Here is a 16,407-nt window from a genome sequence, read left to right as displayed (position 1 = left end):
CTTTTGTCTTCGATGGGCCCTGACGAAGCGCTGTGCGCTAAAGCGTTTTGCGATAAACCACGAAGCCGGACTTTTCCGCGACCTTGTCATAGAGCTGCATCCCGGTGTGATTCGTCTCGTGCGTTTGCCAGTAGACGCGTTGCGCGCCGTCGGCTTTTGCCCGCGCATAGACGGCCTCGATCAGTGCACGGCCGACGCCCTTGCCGCGCTCGCTATCGAGCGTGTACAGGTCCTGCAGATAGCAGATCGGTCCCGCCATCGTCGTATGGCGGTGATACAGAAAATGCACGATGCCCTGCAATTGCCCGGCGCGTTCGGCGACGAACGCATGCATCGGCTCGTAGCCATCGAAAAAGCGATTCCACGTGATTTGCGTGATCTCGCGCGGCAACGCGGTCTCGCCCGAGCGGCCATAAAACGCGTTGTAGGCATCCCATAGCGGCAGCCATGCATCGAAATCGTCACGGGTGACGGCGCGAATCTGCAGCGGGGCGGACATGTGGGCGGCTCCTTTTGAAAGCTGTGGAACCGCCAGCATAAAAAATTTGCGACGCGATTGTTAGCTCCACCATGATCGCAAAATCTGGAGCCACGACGCGTGCGACAGTGCGGTGAGCCGATGCATCACCGCCTGTCGCGAGTCAGTGCTTGCGAGGATGCTTCTGGCGAAGCTCGTTACGGACCTTCTTCGCGGCGAACAGCGGAACGTAGTCGAACACGCGAGCCTCGTTCCGGAATTCGGCGAGCGAATCGGCGTACATGCGGGACACCGTTTCGGTCGGCGTGTCGGTTTCTTCGGCGATGCTGCGGACTACTTCGTCTACATTCGGCTCAGGCTGCGACATGGGCGCTCTCCGGATAGTCCGCGGCCGACTGGATGGACGGTACGCGCGCGGCAGGAGTCCATTACAGGATGTGATTCGCGAGCACGCCAATTGAATCGACCTATCGTTCGACCGATTTCACAGAGATTTTCTTCTTGCCCTACGGCAAGCGACGCTGCGGCGAGGGCGCGCGGAAAATCAACCGGTACGGCGGTGGTGAATACCCGGGAAACGCGCAGGGCTAAGCGAACGGCGTCTTTACTTCTCCACCTTCTGCGCCACATGGGCGATCCGGTCGCGCACGACGCCGATTGCCTGCTTCAGCGCGTAAACGTCCTGAAAGTAGCGGTACGGAATCCGGATCTGGTTAGCGTTTGCGTCGATGTTTTCAATCTCCTCACTCCATTGCGCGATCTGTGCGCGAGACGGCTCGGTGTTCTTCCACACTTCGTCCTCGAGCGCCTTGATCGCGCGATACCACACGAACAGACGTTTCTTCATACGCGCTTCGAGCATGCCCGGCAGCGCTTGCGCGAGGCCGATCAGCAGCGCGAGGAACGGCACCAGAATCAGCAGCCGTCGTTCGATCAGACTCGCGAGCCAGAACGGCAGGTAGCGATACAGAAACGGCCGGCCCGATTTGAAGTAGCGCACGCTTTCGTCGGAGATCGGGAATTCTTCGGTGTTCAGGTTCGGGAACGTGCCGAGCGGCGTGAAGTAGTCCTCGCCGCCATGCACCGTGCGCGCCGCGTCGAGCAGCAGATAGACGAGCGCCGGATGCAGCGTGTCCTTCGACACCAGCAGCGCCGTCGCCGCGAGCAGCGTGACATCGTTGCGCGGCAGATCGTCGGCGACGCTCGTCGAGGCGCGCGGCAATACGATCTTCGACAGCGACGGGAATTTTTGCGCCAGTGCATCGGCCTGCGCGAAGCTCATCAGCTTCAGGTTGCTGGTCAGCAGCGTGTGCTGCATGTCGGCGTCGGGCCGGCCGATGAAGAACGCCGCGTCGATCTGACCGCTTTCGAGCCCCTGGTACGCGGCGGTCGCGTCCATCTGCAGCAGCGTCGAGTTCTGGCTCGTGACGCCGCTGTAGCCGAGCAGCACCTGCGAGACGTTGAGCAGCCCGCTGCCCGGCACGCCTATCGAAATGCGCTTGCCGCGCAGTTGCGAAAGCCGGTCGATCGTCGCGTCGCCGCGATAGAACACCCAGATCGGCTCGTACGACACAGCGGCGATGGTTTGCAGGTTGTCCGTGTCTTTCGGACGGGTCGTGCCCGACTGGATGAAGCCGACTTGATAGGCGCTGTCCGGGTCGGCGAGGCGCTGGTAGTTTTCGACCGAGCCCGACGAGCTGCGGATGTCGAGCTTGATGCCTTCGCGCTTGAGCAGCGGCGCGTAGCGATCGGCGAAGCCACGGTAAATGCCGCCGTCGGCGCCGGTGGTGATGACGATCGTGCGCTGGAACGCGGGCTCGAGAATCAGCGCGAGCATCCAGCCGAACGCGGCGACGAGCACGATCGCGCCGATGATCAGAAGACGCCGGCGCCGCCGTGTCATCGGGGTTCTCGGGCTGCGGTACGGCGCGGAGTCTGGTCTCGGCATCGTTACCCGGTTTGGTCAGGTCCGGACTTGGTGAGTAAAGGAGTGGGATCGGGGTTTGGTTCCTCAACTTTACGATATCAGGGAGATTTATTCGATAGCCGGTGATGTGCAGTGAAACGCTGCGGCGGGTGCTGCTGCCGACTACCGTCGCGGCAATACACAACGCAAGCGGCACCGCTCACGCACGCCAGATGTCGCGGGATGGAACCACACAGCCAGATAGCGGGACACCATCATGGGCCCGCCCATCGACGGAGCGCAGCAAGTATGCAAGCAGCCCTATCCGTCGCAGCGGTTATCGTTCAGCCTGGGACGCGGCATTAACCAATGCTTTACACAAAGGAATCATGCCTTCTGGACAAGACTTCGTAGCGAGCGTAACGATCTTTGCAAGGTCGTCAGTATCGAGGGTTGAGTTAATGTGACGTAGCACGAACGACTCTAATGACGGATTGAGCTTAATTTGTGCATCGAGTTCTGGTGACGCTTTCCAGTGGTCAGTCAGCAATCGCTCGATTGCCTCAGAATAGCCTTCAGCAATCTCACCATCGTCGCAGTGACTGTACTTGCTAAATGCGGTATTTATCTGAGGCCAGCTGTCGAGGTGGTCCACCATCGCGTCCGCCTCAACAGCGTCATTTTCCGTGCAAGCTTTGCCGTGGGCTAATGGCATCCACGCAGCAGCCGCAGCAGCTATAAGCCAGGTCATCGCCATTTTGCGCTTATCCATGCGGACGCCCCCGCAGATTTATGCCACGGTTTCGTTGAGACGCAGCGTGAGCCGTACCCAAGTTGTTGTTGGCAACTTCGACCGTTGTCAAAGCGTCTCGGCGCATCAGGTCGCTTATTGCACTCATTGCGTCGTCCGACGTGCGGATACAGCCCATCGTGGGATGCTTGGGGGCCCGGCAAATGTCGGGCGTTAGCTCGCCTCGAATGCACGCCAATTCCAGGGTGGCCAGGCATGTTAAAGCGAATGATGCCGTGCATCCAATATGGCCCATTCGCTGGTGCGGCATGTGAATGTGGGGCTGGCTTCTAGAGGAAGTTAGCTCTAGTCGGCGCAATCTGTCGGGCATACTCCATTTCCACTTCCATTCCACCTAACGAGAGTTGCAGTGAACAGCAATAGGCTTGCGCGTGGCCTCGCAGGTCCGAGCCCCAACAGCATGAATCACGAGGGTGCTTTTAGTGCCGTGGTAGCGGCACACCTGATAGGGGTCAACGCCTGTCAAATCCCACTGGTCAGATGTTTTGCCTGACACAGGAAAAAGATCCGCCTCTTGCTGTGGAGGGCCATCAAACAAAGACGCGTTATCCAGAACATGACGTTGCCCTCCAGCAGAAAGCACGCTTGAACATTCAAACTGGACCTGTGTTGGCGAAGCGCACACGGCGCTTGTTGCCACGAGGCAAACCGCCAGGAAAAGCTTCTTATTCGACAACATAGATTCGGGTACCGTCATTAGCGCGTGCCAATGACGCGACGAAAACGGATAGTTCCGCACACCCTAGCGAGCCCAGCCCATCAAAACAAGGAGGAATCGAATTTTCAGATAATGGCGATTCGCTAATAAGGGCCTTCAGATTGTGATTCAGCTTCTCGCGAGCGAGAAACACCCTCCCGCTCAATGTGTCGCAATGTGTCGGGGTAGCTCCACCTCGAGTCAACTGCTGCGCAGCACTACACAACCACCCCCACCTCACCCCCCAACTCCCGCGCAATAAACTCGACAAACGCTCGAATACGATTCGACATCTGATGCCGTGGTGAATACACCGCGAAGATATCCGCATTCGGTGTGTCGTGATCAGGCAGCAACTGAACGAGCGAACCCTCCGCCAGATACTGCCGGATGTCCCATTCCGCGCGCATCAGGATGCCGTGTCCTTCGAGCGCCCATTTGACGGCGATCTCACCGTCGTTGGTGGTCAGCGTGCCCTTGATGCGCACCGCCTCGGTCTTGCGCGCGGCGCCGCGTCCCGACGTCAGCCGCCACACGCCATACGCTTCGTCGCCCTGCCGGATGCCGATGCAGTTGTGGCGCGTCAGATCGTGCGCCGTGAGCGGCGTGCCGTGCGCCGCGAGATACGACGGCGCCGCGCACAGCAGACGCCGGTTCGGCGCAAGCCGGCGCGCGACCACGCGCGTATCCGGCGGTTCGCCGAAGCGGATACAGACGTCGAAGCTGTCGTCGGTGAGCGGCGGGGGCGTAACCGACAACTGCAGTTGAACCGACACCTGCGGATACCGCGCGACAAAGCGCGAGATCGCCGGTCCGATATGGCTGCGCCCGAAGCCGAGCGTCGCGTTCACGCGCAGCAAACCCTTCGGCGTCTTCTTCGCCGAGCCCAGCAGTTCCGCCAGTTCGTCGATCTCATCGAGAATCCGCCGCGCGCGTTCGAGGTATAGCTCGCCTTCGGGCGTCAGCATCATGCGGCGCGTCGTGCGGTTCACGAGCGCGACGCCGGCGCGCTGCTCCATCTGCGTGAGGCGCTTGCTGACAGCAGCCGCCGTCAGCCCCAGTTCGCGCGCGGCCGCGCTCAGGCTGCCGCTCGCGGCGAGCGTCGAGAAAAAGCTCAGATCCGCTGGCTGCACGGTGTCGCGCATCGTCTTTGCACGCCTTCGCATTTGTGAATGCAAGTTAAAGATGCTTTGAGTTTAGCACCGGTTTTTTCCCGTTCGATCGCGCTAGAGTCCACTCACGCCATTCACCAAGCACAGGACGGAGACATGAAGACCTATCGCATCGCAACCATCCCCGGCGACGGCATCGGCAAGGAGGTCGTGCCGGCCGGCGCGCAGGTGCTCGAAGCGCTCGCGAAGACCACGCGCGCCTTCACGTTCGAGTTCGAGAACTTCGACTGGGGCGGCGACTACTATCGCCAGCACGGCGTGATGATGCCGGCCAACGGGCTCGACGAAATCCGCAACAAGGATGCGATCCTGTTCGGTTCGGCGGGCGACAAGGACATTCCCGATCACATCACGCTGTGGGGTCTGCGCCTGAAGATCTGCCAGGGCTTCGATCAATATGCGAACGTGCGCCCGACACGCATCCTGCCCGGCATCGACGCACCGCTGAAGTACTGCAAGCCCGAGGACCTGAACTGGGTCATCGTTCGCGAAAATTCGGAGGGTGAATACTCGGGCGTCGGTGGCCGCGTGCACCAGGGCCATCCGATCGAAGCCGCGACCGATGTGTCGATGATGACGCGCGCCGGCGTCGAGCGCATCATGCGCTTCGCGTTCCGCCTCGCGCAGTCGCGTCCGCGCAAGCTGTTGACCGTGATCACGAAGAGCAACGCGCAGCGCCACGCGATGGTGATGTGGGACGAGATCGCGCTCGAAATCTCGAAGGAGTTTCCGGACGTCACGTGGGACAAGGAACTCGTCGATGCGGCGACCGCGCGCATGGTCAATCGTCCCGCCACGCTCGACACGATCGTCGCCACCAACCTGCACGCCGATATTCTCAGCGACCTCGCGGCCGCGCTCGCGGGCAGCCTCGGCATCGCGCCGACCGGCAACATCGATCCGGAGCGCCGCTATCCGTCGATGTTCGAGCCGATCCACGGCTCCGCGTTCGACATCATGGGCAAGGGGCTCGCGAATCCGGTCGGCACGTTCTGGTCGGTCGTGATGCTGCTCGAACACCTCGGCGAATTCGACGCGGCCACGCGCGTGATGCAGGCCGTCGAAGCGGTCACCGCGAACAACGCGCTTCATACCCGCGACCTTGGCGGCACGGCCACGACCGCGCAGGTGACGGCGGCGGTATGCGCGTTCATCGAGCAGGCGGCGACGCCCGCGGCGAACGCGGCCTGAGCGCTGCCTTCGCTTGAATTGACCCGTACCAAGCGCGAACCGCGCGCAAACCCGGCGCGCGGTCTACGCCCCGGCCACCACGTGGCCGGCACCCAACCCTGACTCGACTAGCTCGGCCCGACGTCGGCCGGCGCGAGGCTCGCGCGCGGTCCACTGCCGCGCGCAGGAGGAGGAGACAATGACTTCTGAACTCGAAAGCCGGGTGTCCCGCAAGCTGATGCTGCGGATCATCCCGTTCGTCATGCTGTTGTACTTCGTGAGCTTTCTCGATCGCGTGAATGTGGGTTTCGCCGCGTTATCGATGAACAAGGCGATCGGTCTTTCTCCGACCGCGTTCGGCCTCGGCGGCGGGCTCTTCTTTATCGGCTACTTTCTGTTCGAAGTGCCGTCGAACCTGATCCTGCACAAGGTCGGCGCGCGGCGCTGGATTGCTCGCGTAATGGTGTCTTGGGGGCTGGTGTCGCTCGCGTCGGCGTTCGTCGTCGGGCCGAACAGTTTTTACGCGCTGCGATTCATTCTCGGCGTCGCGGAAGCGGGCTTCTTTCCCGGCATCATCCTGTATCTGAGCCTGTGGTTTCCGACGCGGCAGCGCGCTGTCGCGGCGGCGTGGTTCATGGCCGCCGCGCCGATTTCGACTGCGATCGGCTCGCCGATTTCCGGCGCGATCATGAAACTGCCGCCGATTGCCGGACTCGCCGACTGGCAAATGCTCTACATACTCGAAGCATTGCCCGCGATCATCCTCGGCTTCTGCGTGCTCAAGTATCTGACCGACAAGCCCGCGCAAGCCGAGTGGCTGCAGCCCGAAGAGCGCGACTGGCTGATCGCGAAGCTGAAGCTCGAAGCCGACGCGCGACACGCGCATGCGGGACACACGGCCGGCGCGCTCAGCGCGATGCGCGATCCGCGCGTGCTCGCGCTCGCGCTGATCTACTTCGGCACCTCGGCGGGACTTTATACGCTCGGCTTGTGGGCGCCGCTGATCATCCGCCAATACGGTTTCGGCACGTTCGAAACGGGGCTGCTTGCCGGTGTGCCGAGCGTGCTCGCGGTGATCGCGATGGTGCTATGGGCGAAGCACTCGGACCGCACCGACGAACGCACGTGGCACGTCGTGATTCCGTGCGCGCTTGCGTGCGTCGGCTTCGTGTTCGCCGGCAATGCGAGTACCGCGTTGATGATCGTGCTTGCGCTGGTCGTCGTGAACGTCGGCATCAGCGCCGCGAAAGCGCCGCTGTGGGCGATGCCGAGCATGTTCCTGTCGGGCGCCGGGGCGGCGGCTGGGATCGCGATGATCAACTCGATAGGCAACCTCGGCGGCTTCGTCGGGCCGTTTGCGATTGGCTGGCTCAAGAACGTGACGGGCGGCTATACGGCGGGGCTTTATGTGGTCGGCGCGACGTTGGCGGTGTCGGCGGTCGTGACGCTGATGTTGAGCCGCCAGACCAGGCATGCGCCCGCCGCGGTGGGCGAGCGGCAAGGGCACTGAGCGAAGCATCGACAAAGCGAATACGCCGCCGGTTGAAAGGCCGGCGGCATGCTTGAATTGATCCGATCCATCAGTACCCGACTAGCGGAAGCCGTAGACCAGAACCTTCTTGCCTTCAAACGCTTCCTGCACCCCTTGCACGCAATCCATCGAACAGCTGAAGCCGTCCGGGGTCGACGCTGCTGACGGGATGCTAGCCCGATAGACGACGGATTCGACCTGCGTTCCGTCCGAAGTGACCACGATGTTCAGATCGGTCTCGACGCCGGCAGGCACGGCTCCTCCGGCGATATAGACGATCGACATCGTGCCGGTGCAATCGGAGTTCACCTTATAAGTGCCTTTCTGGAACGGATTGAAGGTTGTCTGCCCGCCTTTCGGCACGCCGTTGATGCTGCCGAAATCGGTGCGGGTAAATTTGCCGTTGCCGTCGAATGTCACGAGGGCGACGTCATCGAGGATCGACTGGGTGGCGAACGGATGCAGCACGTTGTTCGAATCCAGCAACCCGAGGATGACTCCGTGACCGATGAACCCATAGGGTCCTCTCAGCGTAGCGTTCGAGCAAAGCCCGCCACCGCCACGATTGTCGCCACCGGCCTGCGCGGTGCCGCTCAGCGAGAGAAGTACAACGGCCATAGCTGACCAAATGCTTAAATGCCGGGTATTCATCGTCATCTCCTTGTCAACGACGAATCAGACGTGTGAAATCCTGGCGTGCAAGGGCCTACGAGCGGCCTGGATCACAGGCGCCTGATTGAATCAAACGAAAATAGTCGATTAACAAATGGCCGCAGTGATGCGTGGTCGCTGTCGTTTGAAGGACCAGGTGTGGGCCAAAGTGGTGAATTGCGAAAGGCTTCCACCGAGCAGTCATGTTTCGCCCGGTGTCGGCGGATACGTGCGGAAGGGATGCACGAAAGTCCGCGCAATGGTGACTTCGTGGGTCGGCCACGCTTTAAGGTCGCATAGCGAAAACCAGTGTAATCCACGCTATTTGCGGTGACCTGATGAATATCGGACAAAAGGAAGGCACAATCAGATCGCCCGCTGCGAATCGCGGTGACGCCGCGTGCCGTCTATGCTGAAGCAAGTGAAAAGTGTAGAAAGGTTTGCGGCGAGGTGAGCATCCTCGAAGCGACCCGATTGTGCATGCACGACGGCCCGCTCGAAGCGGGCCGTCTTCTGTTGCCGCCGCCCGCACGGGCAGCGCTCGCCAAACATCAATGATGCGCGTAGACCGTGGCGAGGCCGGCAACGTCCTGTTGCTGTGACAGAGCCGGGACCTTGACCGCGCCGGCTCCGGCCGCCGACGAGCCGTCCGCCGACCCGCCATATGCCGAAGCCGCCGCGCCGTTCAGCGCGCTCACGCGTGCCTCGGCGGCCTGGATATTCTGCGGATAGGTGTTGTAATCCGCAGCCGGGTTGTAACCCGCCTTTTCGAGTTGGACCAGTTCCGCGCGAACCTGGGCACGCGTGAGCGGCGCGTTGGTCTGCGCGAACGAAACGACGGGGACAGCGACAACAGCGGCAACGATCAGCGACTTGACGAGTTTCATGGTATCCACCTGAGAGCAATTGAGTTGGTTCAGACCACGGTTGCGTGGCACGTGCATCCAGTCGCGTCGACGTCCGCTCTGCTTTGCGGCACCGCCGACTGGCATGGACGTATTTGAACCCCCTCATGTATCCCGCCTGTTTCCACGAACCCCGGCTTTTGCAACCGTGTTTGTCGAATCGCCCGGTGGATACACAACGATACGAAACGCCTCGAAATCACCGCGCGGCGTGACTGCTCGCGCGCTCGGCACTACCGCGCATCTCTCCCAACGACGCGCCGTTCGGCCGCAGTCGCAGGCGCGGATCGAGCCGCTGCCACGGCAGATCGGCGGGATCGGCGGCCATCGGGCCGGGCGCTTTCGCCACCAGATGGGCGGCGGCGATCGCGTCGAAGTCGGCGCGATAGTGAACCGAACTCTTGTTGACGAGAATCTTCATGCGTTCGGGTTCGATGCCGGCCGCGCGATAGAGATTGCGGTCGAAGATCTGCATCTTGACCGAGCTGACCGCGATCCGGACGCCATCGATGCGCAGGCATGCCACCGGCCCGATGTCGGTCCACATGCCGTTCATCATCGGGCCATCGAAGCGCACCCGCCCGTGGGACAGATGTTCGACCACGAAGCGCCCGGCGAGCGGCGCGTCCCCTGGTACGCCCGAGCCGCCCGCGAGCTTTAACTCGATCGTCGCACCGAGCCCCGCTTCGTGCGCCTTCGCTGCCGCGCGTGGGTCCCAGATCAGGCCGACGGCGGCGTCGCTCGCCCCATGACGCAGCAGCGCGCGCACGAGGCCCATCGTGTTCGAATCGCCGCCCACCCCCGGGTTGTCCTGCGTATCGGCGATCACGACGGGCTGAGTCGCGCGTTCGGCAAGCCGCATCGCTTCGCGCACGGCGGCGTCCGGGTCGAGGAAGCGCACTTCCCAGTCGCGCTCCTGCGCGACGATGGTCGAGGCCAGTGCATCGACGGCGGCCGTCACGGCGGCCTTGTCGAAGCCGTAGCCCCACACCACCGCGCCGCATTCGGGGAAATCGGACGCCGGAAATCCAGGCGCGAACGACAGCGAGACGACGCCGTCGCGTTCCAGCGCCGCGAGACGATCGTACGTGCCGCGTGCCGGTTCGGCGAGCGTGCACATGCCGTTGACGGGGATCAGGAACGGAATGCGGCGCACCACGCGCGTGAGGCCGCGCTCCGGCTCTTTCGCGAGGAGCATCAGGATTTGCGCGGCGCGAGCGCCGGTCTCGGCCATGTCGACATGCGGATAGGTGCGGTAGGCGACCATCGCATCCGCGTGCGCGAACATCTGCTCGGTCACGTTTGCGTGCAGATCCAGGGAGACCACCAGCGGGATTGCGCGGCCGACGATCGCCCGCACGCGCGCGAGCAGTTCGCCTTCGCCGTCGTCAAGATGCTCGGCGACCATCGCGCCGTGCAGGTCGAGATAGATGGCGTCGAAGCCGCCGCGCTGCACGGCCTCGACGATTTCGCCTGCGATGCGCTCATAGGCGTCTTCTGTCACGTGCGCGGAGGCGCTCGCGCCGGCCCAGATCACCGGCACGAGCGTATGGCCCGCCGCTTCCACCGCCTGAATGAAGCCGCCGGCGGGGACGTTCACGTCACGCAGCGCGAGCACGCCGGAGCCGCGCGCGAGCGGCGGAAAGCCTTCGCCCTGAACGAAGCTCTGCCAGCTTGCTTTGGTCGGGGCGAACGTGTTGGTTTCGTGCTGGAAGCCTGCGATGAGAATCTTCATTTCCCGTTACCTCGTTGAAAAAGGATGGCTAATCGAATGGACTGCGTGGCGCGCCCTGAAAGCGCGGCACAAGGTCAGGGCCTGGTGGCAGCGAGCCGGAGCGGAAGGATCAGCAGCGCGGCAAGCAGCGACACGCCAGCCATTGCGAGCAGCGCCGGTTGCAGGCTGCCGGCCGCCGTCTTGATCCAGCCGATGGCCGCGGGCCCCCAGAAGCCGCCAGACAGTCCGATGGTGTTGATGAGTGCGATACCGCCCGCGGCGGCCGGCCCCTTGACGTACTCGGGCGGAATGGCCCAGAAGACCGTGTAGGCCATCCACAGCGCCATCGTCACGAGCGTGAGCAGCGTCAGCGTGAGCGCGACATGACTGCCCGCAGCCGCACAGGCGGCCAGCAGCAACGCGGCGGCCGCCGCCGGCGCCGCGCAATGCAGGCGCCGCTCGCCGAGCCGGTCCGAACGCGAGCCCATATAGAGCATGCCCACCGCCGCAGCAACGTACGGAATCGACGTGAACCAGCCGAGCGTGATCAGGTCGCTCACGCCCTGAGCCTTCAGGATGGCGGGAAGCCAGAAGCTGATCGCATAGATCGAGGCAATGATGCAGAAGTAGGCGAATGCCAGCACATAGACCTTGCGATCGCGCAACACGTGTCGAAACGAAGTGGCATGAGCCTGCGCCGCGCCGACTTCGGCCTCCAGCTGGCGCTTGTCGGCGTCGCTGAGCCACGAGGCGTCGGCCGGACGGTCAGGCAGATAGAGGAAGGTCGCGATGCCCAGCACGATGCACGGCAGGCCTTCGACTAGAAACATCCATTGCCAGCCGGCGAGGCCCGCCTTGCCCGCGAGCGTGCTCATGATCGCCGCCGAAACCGGCCCTCCGACGATCCCACCGATCGGCCCGGCCAGAAACACCATCGCAATCGCCCGCGCCATGCGCGAGGGGCCGTACCAGCGTGACAGATAGAAGATCATGCCGGGCGCGAAACCGGCCTCGAATACGCCCAGCAGGAAGCGCATCGCGTAGAACGCCGGCACGCTGCGCACGAACAGCATGCAGGCCGATGTAATGCCCCAAAGAACGAGAATGCGGCCGAAGGTCTTGCGCGCGCCAATGCGCGGCAGCAGCAGGTTGCTCGGCAGCTCGAACAGCACATAGCCGATGAAGAAGATGCCAGCGCCCACACCGTAAGCGGCATCGGAAAAGCCCAGATCGGTTTGCATTTGCAGCTTCGCGAAGCCGACGTTTACGCGATCGAGGTAAGCAAACAGATAGCAGATCAGAAGAAACGGCAGCAAGTGCGCGTTGATCTTGCTGTAGAGCGCCGAAGCGTCGCCGCTTCGCGCGGTGGGAAGAATGGCCGCCATGTCTGTCTCCGAATGTGTGTCGACCGGTGGCGGCGCTTTGGCGCCTGCTCTGGTCGCATGCAATAGATGTGATGCGCATCGTGCGCAACACCATCCTGACCAGGGCAATCCTTGCTAGCAAGAGCAACAAAGTTCACGTATTGTTCCTCCCAGGGCAACGGAGCGATAGGCAAACGGGGGTGCGATGCGCGAAATCAATCAGCAGCGGCTGCGCTATTTCCACCAGGTGCTCGCGCACGGCACGATCCGCGGTGCGGCGGACAGCCTGAACACGTCGCCCTCGGTGATCACGCGGCAGATCAAGCTGCTCGAAGACGAACTGGGGGTGCAGCTGTTCGAGCGCCAGGCGCGCGGCGTCCGGCCAACCGAGGCCGCGGCGCATTTGCTGGAGTTCTGGCGCGGCTATCGCGCGCAGCAGGAGAAGTTCGAGGATCAGCTGCACGCGTTGCGCGGCTTGCAGCAAGGCCGCGTCGATCTGGCCGTCAGCGAGGGTTACGTGGATGCGCTGATTGCCGAGGTCATCACGCCGTTCTGTGTGCAATACCCGAAGGTCGATATCGGCCTCACCGTGCTGCCGGTCGACGACGTGCTGGACGCCGTTGCGGAAAGCCGCGCGCATATCGGGCTCGCGTTCAATCCGCCGCCGCATCCGCGCGTCGAATATCGCGCGAGTTCCGCGCAGCCCGTGGTGTTGCTGGTGCGCCGCGACCATCCGCTCGCGCGGCGCGGCAAGCCCGCCACGATCGACGATCTGCTCGCGTGGCCGCTCGCGTTGATGCCGAGCACGTTCGGCATCGGGCATCTCGCAACGATGCTCGCGTTCGTCGAACACGTTGAGATCCGCGCGACGCTCACCACCAATTCCCTAACGGCACTCAAGCGTTTTGTCGCCGACGAAAATTTCGCGACGCTGATCGGAGAGTTCGCGGCCTCGCGCGAGATTCAGGCTGGCGAGCTGGTGACCGTGCCGATCGACCACGCGCTGTTTCTGGGCACGAAGGCGCGCGTGCTGGTGAAGTCCGGGCGGCCACTCGTCGCGGCCGCGCACGAACTGCTCGCGTGGATTTTGCAGCGCATGACGATGTTCGGGGCGGCGCGGCAAGGTGAATCTGGGTGATTCACTGCGATCGCGCGGAATACGCCCCCACCTGACGCCTGCGCACCACCATCAACAGACAGACCCCGATGGACGCCACGATATTCACCGCCGGATAAAACGCCACGGCCACACTCCATTTCGGCAGCGCGAGAATCGCGAGCGCGTATTTGAGAACGCACAGCGCAAAATACAAAAGACTCTCGCTCCACGGATCAAGAATAGTTTTGCGCACCGTCGGCCCGAGGCCGACGAGTTCGATCAGCGTGACAACACAGATCGACAAGGTCGGATCATTGGTGAGTATCCAGTGCGGAATGGCCGACAACGCAGCGATCAGGCAAAGCCAATCAAAAGCGGTCCGCTGCCGTTCACCCCTGAAGACGCTCGCCACGAGGACAAAGAAGCAGGTAGCCGCGATCGCCGCCGTAGTCCACGCCGAGGGGCCTGCACCGGCGACGAATTGCCCGACGGCCGCGATCGCCGTGACGACCGACCAGACCAGCCACGTGAACAGATGAGGACGTACGGTGCCGCGCCAGATCGCAAGTCCATAAGGCAGAAACGCGACCAGCGAAACGATCGCCCCCAGGACGCCGAACAGTCGGGTCATGCCTGCTCGCGAATCATGTTCGGCATCTCAATCGCCGGGCAGACGATAAGCGAACTCGTACGAATGCGCGCCATCGACGAAGTCGATCTTGAACTCGCCTTCAATGCCGCTCAGCTCGCCCGTGCCCGAATCGGGCACGACCGTCACCTTCAGCGACGCAGCGCCGCGATTCATCACGCCGATATGCTGCAGCACGAACGTGCCCTGCTTGCCCGCCAGCGTGCCCGTGACCTGTTCGAGCGCGACATAGCCGGCCGAGCCTTTAACGCTCGTCATCGCGCTCAGCATTTGCCCTTGGGTGGTCGCGGCGAGATCGCCGGAGATCTGCTTGTCGATCGACATGCGGCCGAGCTTCGATTCGGCCTCCGCGTTTTCGAACGGCATCGGTTGAAGGGAGACGATGAAGGTGCCTTTTGCGATGTGGTGAGTCATCGGGATTTCCTCCTGGCTTGAACGGGCGACCGCGAAGCGGTGAAGCGAAACGCAACGCAATGTGACGCTTATGAACCGTAGCACACGTCGCTGTCAGCGCGCCGCACGCGCAGTGCTGTCAGCCGTGCCGAACGCATCCGCGAACTCGCGCTTTAACCACGCGAGCGCCGGGTCCTGATCGTGCGCCGCGGCCCACATCAACGAAACTTCGTAGCCCGGCACCTCGAATGGCAATGGACTGAGCGCGAGACCGAGCGTATCGCGCCAGACTCGGCCGATGAACTCCGGCACCGTCGCGATCGCCGCCGTGCGTTGCACGATGAATGGACTGGTCGCGAAGTTCGAACTCGAAAACACGACTTCGCGGTTGAGTCCCTGCAACTCGAGTCGTTCATCGATAAAGCCGCGCAGCTCGGCGCTGAACGAAGTCAGCACATGGCGGTGGCGCAGAAACTCGTCCATCGACAAATGCTTGCGGCGCGTCCTGACGAGCTGCGGGTTGTAGACGCTCACGAAGCGCCATGAAAACAGCGGCATGAGTCGCTGCCACGGCACGCACTCGCGGAACACGCCAACCGCGAGTTCGATCGCGCCATCGTCGAGCATCGCGGCGGCGCGCGTCGAATCGGTGGAGCGCGCGATCAGCTTGACGCCAGGTGCTGCTGCGGCGAGGCGCGCCATGATCTCGGGCATCAGCAGCAGTTCCAGCGAGTCGCTGAGGCCGATGCGAAACACCCGCTGCGCGCTGGCCGGATCGAACACGGATGGCTGCGTGAGCGCCTGATGCAGCGATTGCAGGAATGGCTCGATCTGCCGCGCGAGTTCGAGCGCGCGCGGCGTCGGCGTCATGCCTTGCGGCGTGCGCACGAACAGCTCGTCGCCGAAGGTCTCGCGCAGGCGCTTCAGCGCGCCGCTGACGGCCGGTTGCCCGAGCAACAGCCGCTGCGCCGCACGCGTGACGCTGCGCTCTTCCAGCAGCGCGCGGAAGGTCACCAGCAGGTTCAGGTCGAAGCGCCGAAAATCATTTTCAATGATGTTGGCCATGACATTAAACGATTTGATTGATGGGCACGCACCGCGCATTCTACTTCCACGGGGTCTTCCGTTCACTCTCAGGAGCAATGAAATGGACTGGCAAAATCAGAAGGTCGTGGTGCTGGGTGGGTCGTCGGGCGTTGGGCTCGCGACGGTGAAGCGGCTCGCGGCGACCGGCGCGAGCGTCGTCGCGGTGGGGCGCGACCGCGCCAGGCTGGACGATGCACTGAGCGGCATCGGTGGACAGGTAACGGGCGAGGCGCTCGACTGCACCGATCGCGCGGCGCTGCAAAGCTTCTTCGGCGGCCTCGGCCGCATCGATCACCTGGTGATCACGCTGTCGGGCGGCGAAGGCGCGGGTCCCTTTGCCGAGCTTGATCTGGCCGCGCTGCGGCGCGGCTTCGAGGCCAAGTTCTGGCCGCAGCTCGAAGCGGCGCAAACCGCACTGCCCACGCTGCGTCGCGACGGCAGCTTGACGTTTCTGACCGCGATTTCGGCGCGCATCGCGAATCCGGGCACGGCGGGTCTGGGCGCGATCAACGGCGCACTCGAAAGCATGATCGGCACGCTGGCACGCGAGTTGGCGCCGCTGCGGGTGAACGCGGTGTCGCCGGGTGTGATCGATACGCCGTGGTGGGACAGATTTCCTGCAAGCGTGAAAAGCGAGGTATTCCGGCAGCAAAGCGAAACGTTACCGGTGCGGCGCGTCGGCCGGGCCGACGATGTCGCGCACGCGCTGCAGTTTCTGCTGGAAAACACGTTTATGACGGGGGCGGTGATCGAGTGTGATGGGGGCTTGCGACTACTGTGA

The 16,407-nt window shown here is 63.0% G+C and carries 17 protein-coding genes; 4 read left to right on the top strand and 13 right to left on the bottom strand.

All coding sequences use genetic code 11. The features are described from left to right. Positions 1-37 precede the first annotated feature (37 nt). The 6 genes from BC1002_RS25040 to BC1002_RS25020 all read right to left on the bottom strand — a co-directional run bounded on the left by BC1002_RS25040 (position 38) and on the right by BC1002_RS25020 (position 5,037). Positions 38-499 (bottom strand): GNAT family N-acetyltransferase, encoded by a 462-nt coding sequence (locus BC1002_RS25040; RefSeq protein WP_013092793.1) that lies wholly within the window; start codon positions 497-499, stop codon positions 38-40. Between the two features lie 142 nt (positions 500-641). Continuing rightward, positions 642-845 (bottom strand): DUF3562 domain-containing protein, encoded by a 204-nt coding sequence (locus BC1002_RS25035; protein ID WP_013092792.1) that lies wholly within the window; start codon positions 843-845, stop codon positions 642-644. 237 nt (positions 846-1,082) lie between these two features. Then, on the bottom strand, positions 1,083-2,381 hold the full coding sequence (locus tag BC1002_RS25030; RefSeq protein WP_013092791.1) for a TAXI family TRAP transporter solute-binding subunit: 1,299 nt from the start codon (positions 2,379-2,381) through the stop codon (positions 1,083-1,085). A gap of 340 nt (positions 2,382-2,721) precedes the next feature. Further along, the gene (locus tag BC1002_RS25025; protein WP_238537967.1) at positions 2,722-3,156 is read right to left on the bottom strand and encodes a hypothetical protein; all 435 of its coding nucleotides are present in this window, start codon (positions 3,154-3,156) and stop codon (positions 2,722-2,724) included. A gap of 373 nt (positions 3,157-3,529) precedes the next feature. Next, the gene (locus tag BC1002_RS39815; RefSeq protein ID WP_420798786.1) at positions 3,530-3,874 is read right to left on the bottom strand and encodes an STY0301 family protein; all 345 of its coding nucleotides are present in this window, start codon (positions 3,872-3,874) and stop codon (positions 3,530-3,532) included. 236 nt (positions 3,875-4,110) lie between these two features. Continuing rightward, the gene (locus BC1002_RS25020; protein WP_013092789.1) at positions 4,111-5,037 is read right to left on the bottom strand and encodes a LysR substrate-binding domain-containing protein; all 927 of its coding nucleotides are present in this window, start codon (positions 5,035-5,037) and stop codon (positions 4,111-4,113) included. Between the two features lie 123 nt (positions 5,038-5,160). Here BC1002_RS25020 and BC1002_RS25015 point away from each other — a divergent pair, with 123 nt between their 5' ends. Both BC1002_RS25015 and BC1002_RS25010 read left to right on the top strand, forming a co-directional pair. Beyond that, complete coding sequence (locus BC1002_RS25015; RefSeq protein ID WP_013092788.1) at positions 5,161-6,255, top strand: tartrate dehydrogenase; 1,095 nt, start codon at positions 5,161-5,163, stop codon at positions 6,253-6,255. 178 nt (positions 6,256-6,433) lie between these two features. After that, positions 6,434-7,744 (top strand): MFS transporter, encoded by a 1,311-nt coding sequence (locus tag BC1002_RS25010; protein WP_013092787.1) that lies wholly within the window; start codon positions 6,434-6,436, stop codon positions 7,742-7,744. Positions 7,745-7,825: 81 nt separating this feature from the next. Here the strand turns inward: BC1002_RS25010 and BC1002_RS25005 are convergent, their stop codons facing one another. From BC1002_RS25005 to BC1002_RS24990, 4 genes are all read right to left on the bottom strand, one after another. Next, positions 7,826-8,416 carry a hypothetical protein gene (locus BC1002_RS25005; RefSeq protein WP_013092786.1) on the bottom strand — a complete coding sequence of 197 codons (591 nt, stop codon included), beginning with the start codon at positions 8,414-8,416 and terminating at the stop codon, positions 7,826-7,828. A 551-nt stretch (positions 8,417-8,967) separates the two neighbouring features. Continuing rightward, entirely contained in the window at positions 8,968-9,303 is a 336-nt protein-coding gene (locus BC1002_RS25000; RefSeq protein ID WP_013092785.1) for a DUF4148 domain-containing protein, read from the bottom strand. Positions 9,304-9,520: 217 nt separating this feature from the next. Next, positions 9,521-11,056, bottom strand: coding sequence for a M81 family metallopeptidase (locus tag BC1002_RS24995; RefSeq protein ID WP_013092784.1), 1,536 nt, complete (start codon positions 11,054-11,056; stop codon positions 9,521-9,523). 74 nt (positions 11,057-11,130) lie between these two features. After that, positions 11,131-12,420 (bottom strand): MFS transporter, encoded by a 1,290-nt coding sequence (locus tag BC1002_RS24990; protein WP_013092783.1) that lies wholly within the window; start codon positions 12,418-12,420, stop codon positions 11,131-11,133. A gap of 184 nt (positions 12,421-12,604) precedes the next feature. Between BC1002_RS24990 and BC1002_RS24985 the strand changes: the two genes are divergently transcribed. Further along, positions 12,605-13,537 (top strand): LysR family transcriptional regulator, encoded by a 933-nt coding sequence (locus BC1002_RS24985; RefSeq protein ID WP_013092782.1) that lies wholly within the window; start codon positions 12,605-12,607, stop codon positions 13,535-13,537. 1 nt (position 13,538) lies between these two features. Here BC1002_RS24985 and BC1002_RS24980 read toward each other — a convergent pair whose 3' ends face one another. From BC1002_RS24980 to BC1002_RS24970, 3 genes are all read right to left on the bottom strand, one after another. Beyond that, positions 13,539-14,129, bottom strand: coding sequence for a hypothetical protein (locus tag BC1002_RS24980; protein ID WP_013092781.1), 591 nt, complete (start codon positions 14,127-14,129; stop codon positions 13,539-13,541). A gap of 27 nt (positions 14,130-14,156) precedes the next feature. After that, positions 14,157-14,561 (bottom strand): DUF3224 domain-containing protein, encoded by a 405-nt coding sequence (locus BC1002_RS24975; RefSeq protein ID WP_013092780.1) that lies wholly within the window; start codon positions 14,559-14,561, stop codon positions 14,157-14,159. 93 nt (positions 14,562-14,654) lie between these two features. After that, positions 14,655-15,605, bottom strand: a complete 951-nt coding sequence (locus BC1002_RS24970) for a LysR family transcriptional regulator (RefSeq protein ID WP_013092779.1) — start codon at positions 15,603-15,605, stop codon at positions 14,655-14,657. Positions 15,606-15,687: 82 nt separating this feature from the next. Between BC1002_RS24970 and BC1002_RS24965 the strand changes: the two genes are divergently transcribed. Then, positions 15,688-16,407 (top strand): SDR family oxidoreductase, encoded by a 720-nt coding sequence (locus tag BC1002_RS24965; protein WP_013092778.1) that lies wholly within the window; start codon positions 15,688-15,690, stop codon positions 16,405-16,407.

This window comes from Paraburkholderia atlantica (genome assembly GCF_000092885.1).
In the GTDB taxonomy this organism is placed as follows: domain Bacteria; phylum Pseudomonadota; class Gammaproteobacteria; order Burkholderiales; family Burkholderiaceae; genus Paraburkholderia; species Paraburkholderia atlantica.
This window is presented reverse-complemented; position numbering and strand designations above follow the sequence as displayed.

Bases quoted from the DNA above. Each gene is read 5' to 3' on its own strand.
- BC1002_RS24990 (WP_013092783.1), bottom strand. From the start codon at position 12,420: ATGGCGGCCATTCTTCCCACCGCGCGAAGCGGCGACGCTTCGGCGCTC.
- BC1002_RS25025 (WP_238537967.1), bottom strand. From the start codon at position 3,156: ATGGATAAGCGCAAAATGGCGATGACCTGGCTTATAGCTGCTGCGGCT.
- BC1002_RS25035 (WP_013092792.1), bottom strand. From the start codon at position 845: ATGTCGCAGCCTGAGCCGAATGTAGACGAAGTAGTCCGCAGCATCGCC.
- BC1002_RS24965 (WP_013092778.1), top strand. From the start codon at position 15,688: ATGGACTGGCAAAATCAGAAGGTCGTGGTGCTGGGTGGGTCGTCGGGC.
- BC1002_RS25020 (WP_013092789.1), bottom strand. From the start codon at position 5,037: ATGCGCGACACCGTGCAGCCAGCGGATCTGAGCTTTTTCTCGACGCTC.
- BC1002_RS24985 (WP_013092782.1), top strand. From the start codon at position 12,605: ATGCGCGAAATCAATCAGCAGCGGCTGCGCTATTTCCACCAGGTGCTC.
- BC1002_RS24980 (WP_013092781.1), bottom strand. From the start codon at position 14,129: ATGACCCGACTGTTCGGCGTCCTGGGGGCGATCGTTTCGCTGGTCGCG.
- BC1002_RS25000 (WP_013092785.1), bottom strand. From the start codon at position 9,303: ATGAAACTCGTCAAGTCGCTGATCGTTGCCGCTGTTGTCGCTGTCCCC.
- BC1002_RS25005 (WP_013092786.1), bottom strand. From the start codon at position 8,416: ATGAATACCCGGCATTTAAGCATTTGGTCAGCTATGGCCGTTGTACTT.
- BC1002_RS25015 (WP_013092788.1), top strand. From the start codon at position 5,161: ATGAAGACCTATCGCATCGCAACCATCCCCGGCGACGGCATCGGCAAG.
- BC1002_RS24995 (WP_013092784.1), bottom strand. From the start codon at position 11,056: ATGAAGATTCTCATCGCAGGCTTCCAGCACGAAACCAACACGTTCGCC.
- BC1002_RS25030 (WP_013092791.1), bottom strand. From the start codon at position 2,381: ATGACACGGCGGCGCCGGCGTCTTCTGATCATCGGCGCGATCGTGCTC.
- BC1002_RS24970 (WP_013092779.1), bottom strand. From the start codon at position 15,605: ATGGCCAACATCATTGAAAATGATTTTCGGCGCTTCGACCTGAACCTG.
- BC1002_RS25040 (WP_013092793.1), bottom strand. From the start codon at position 499: ATGTCCGCCCCGCTGCAGATTCGCGCCGTCACCCGTGACGATTTCGAT.
- BC1002_RS24975 (WP_013092780.1), bottom strand. From the start codon at position 14,561: ATGACTCACCACATCGCAAAAGGCACCTTCATCGTCTCCCTTCAACCG.
- BC1002_RS39815 (WP_420798786.1), bottom strand. From the start codon at position 3,874: ATGTTGTCGAATAAGAAGCTTTTCCTGGCGGTTTGCCTCGTGGCAACA.
- BC1002_RS25010 (WP_013092787.1), top strand. From the start codon at position 6,434: ATGACTTCTGAACTCGAAAGCCGGGTGTCCCGCAAGCTGATGCTGCGG.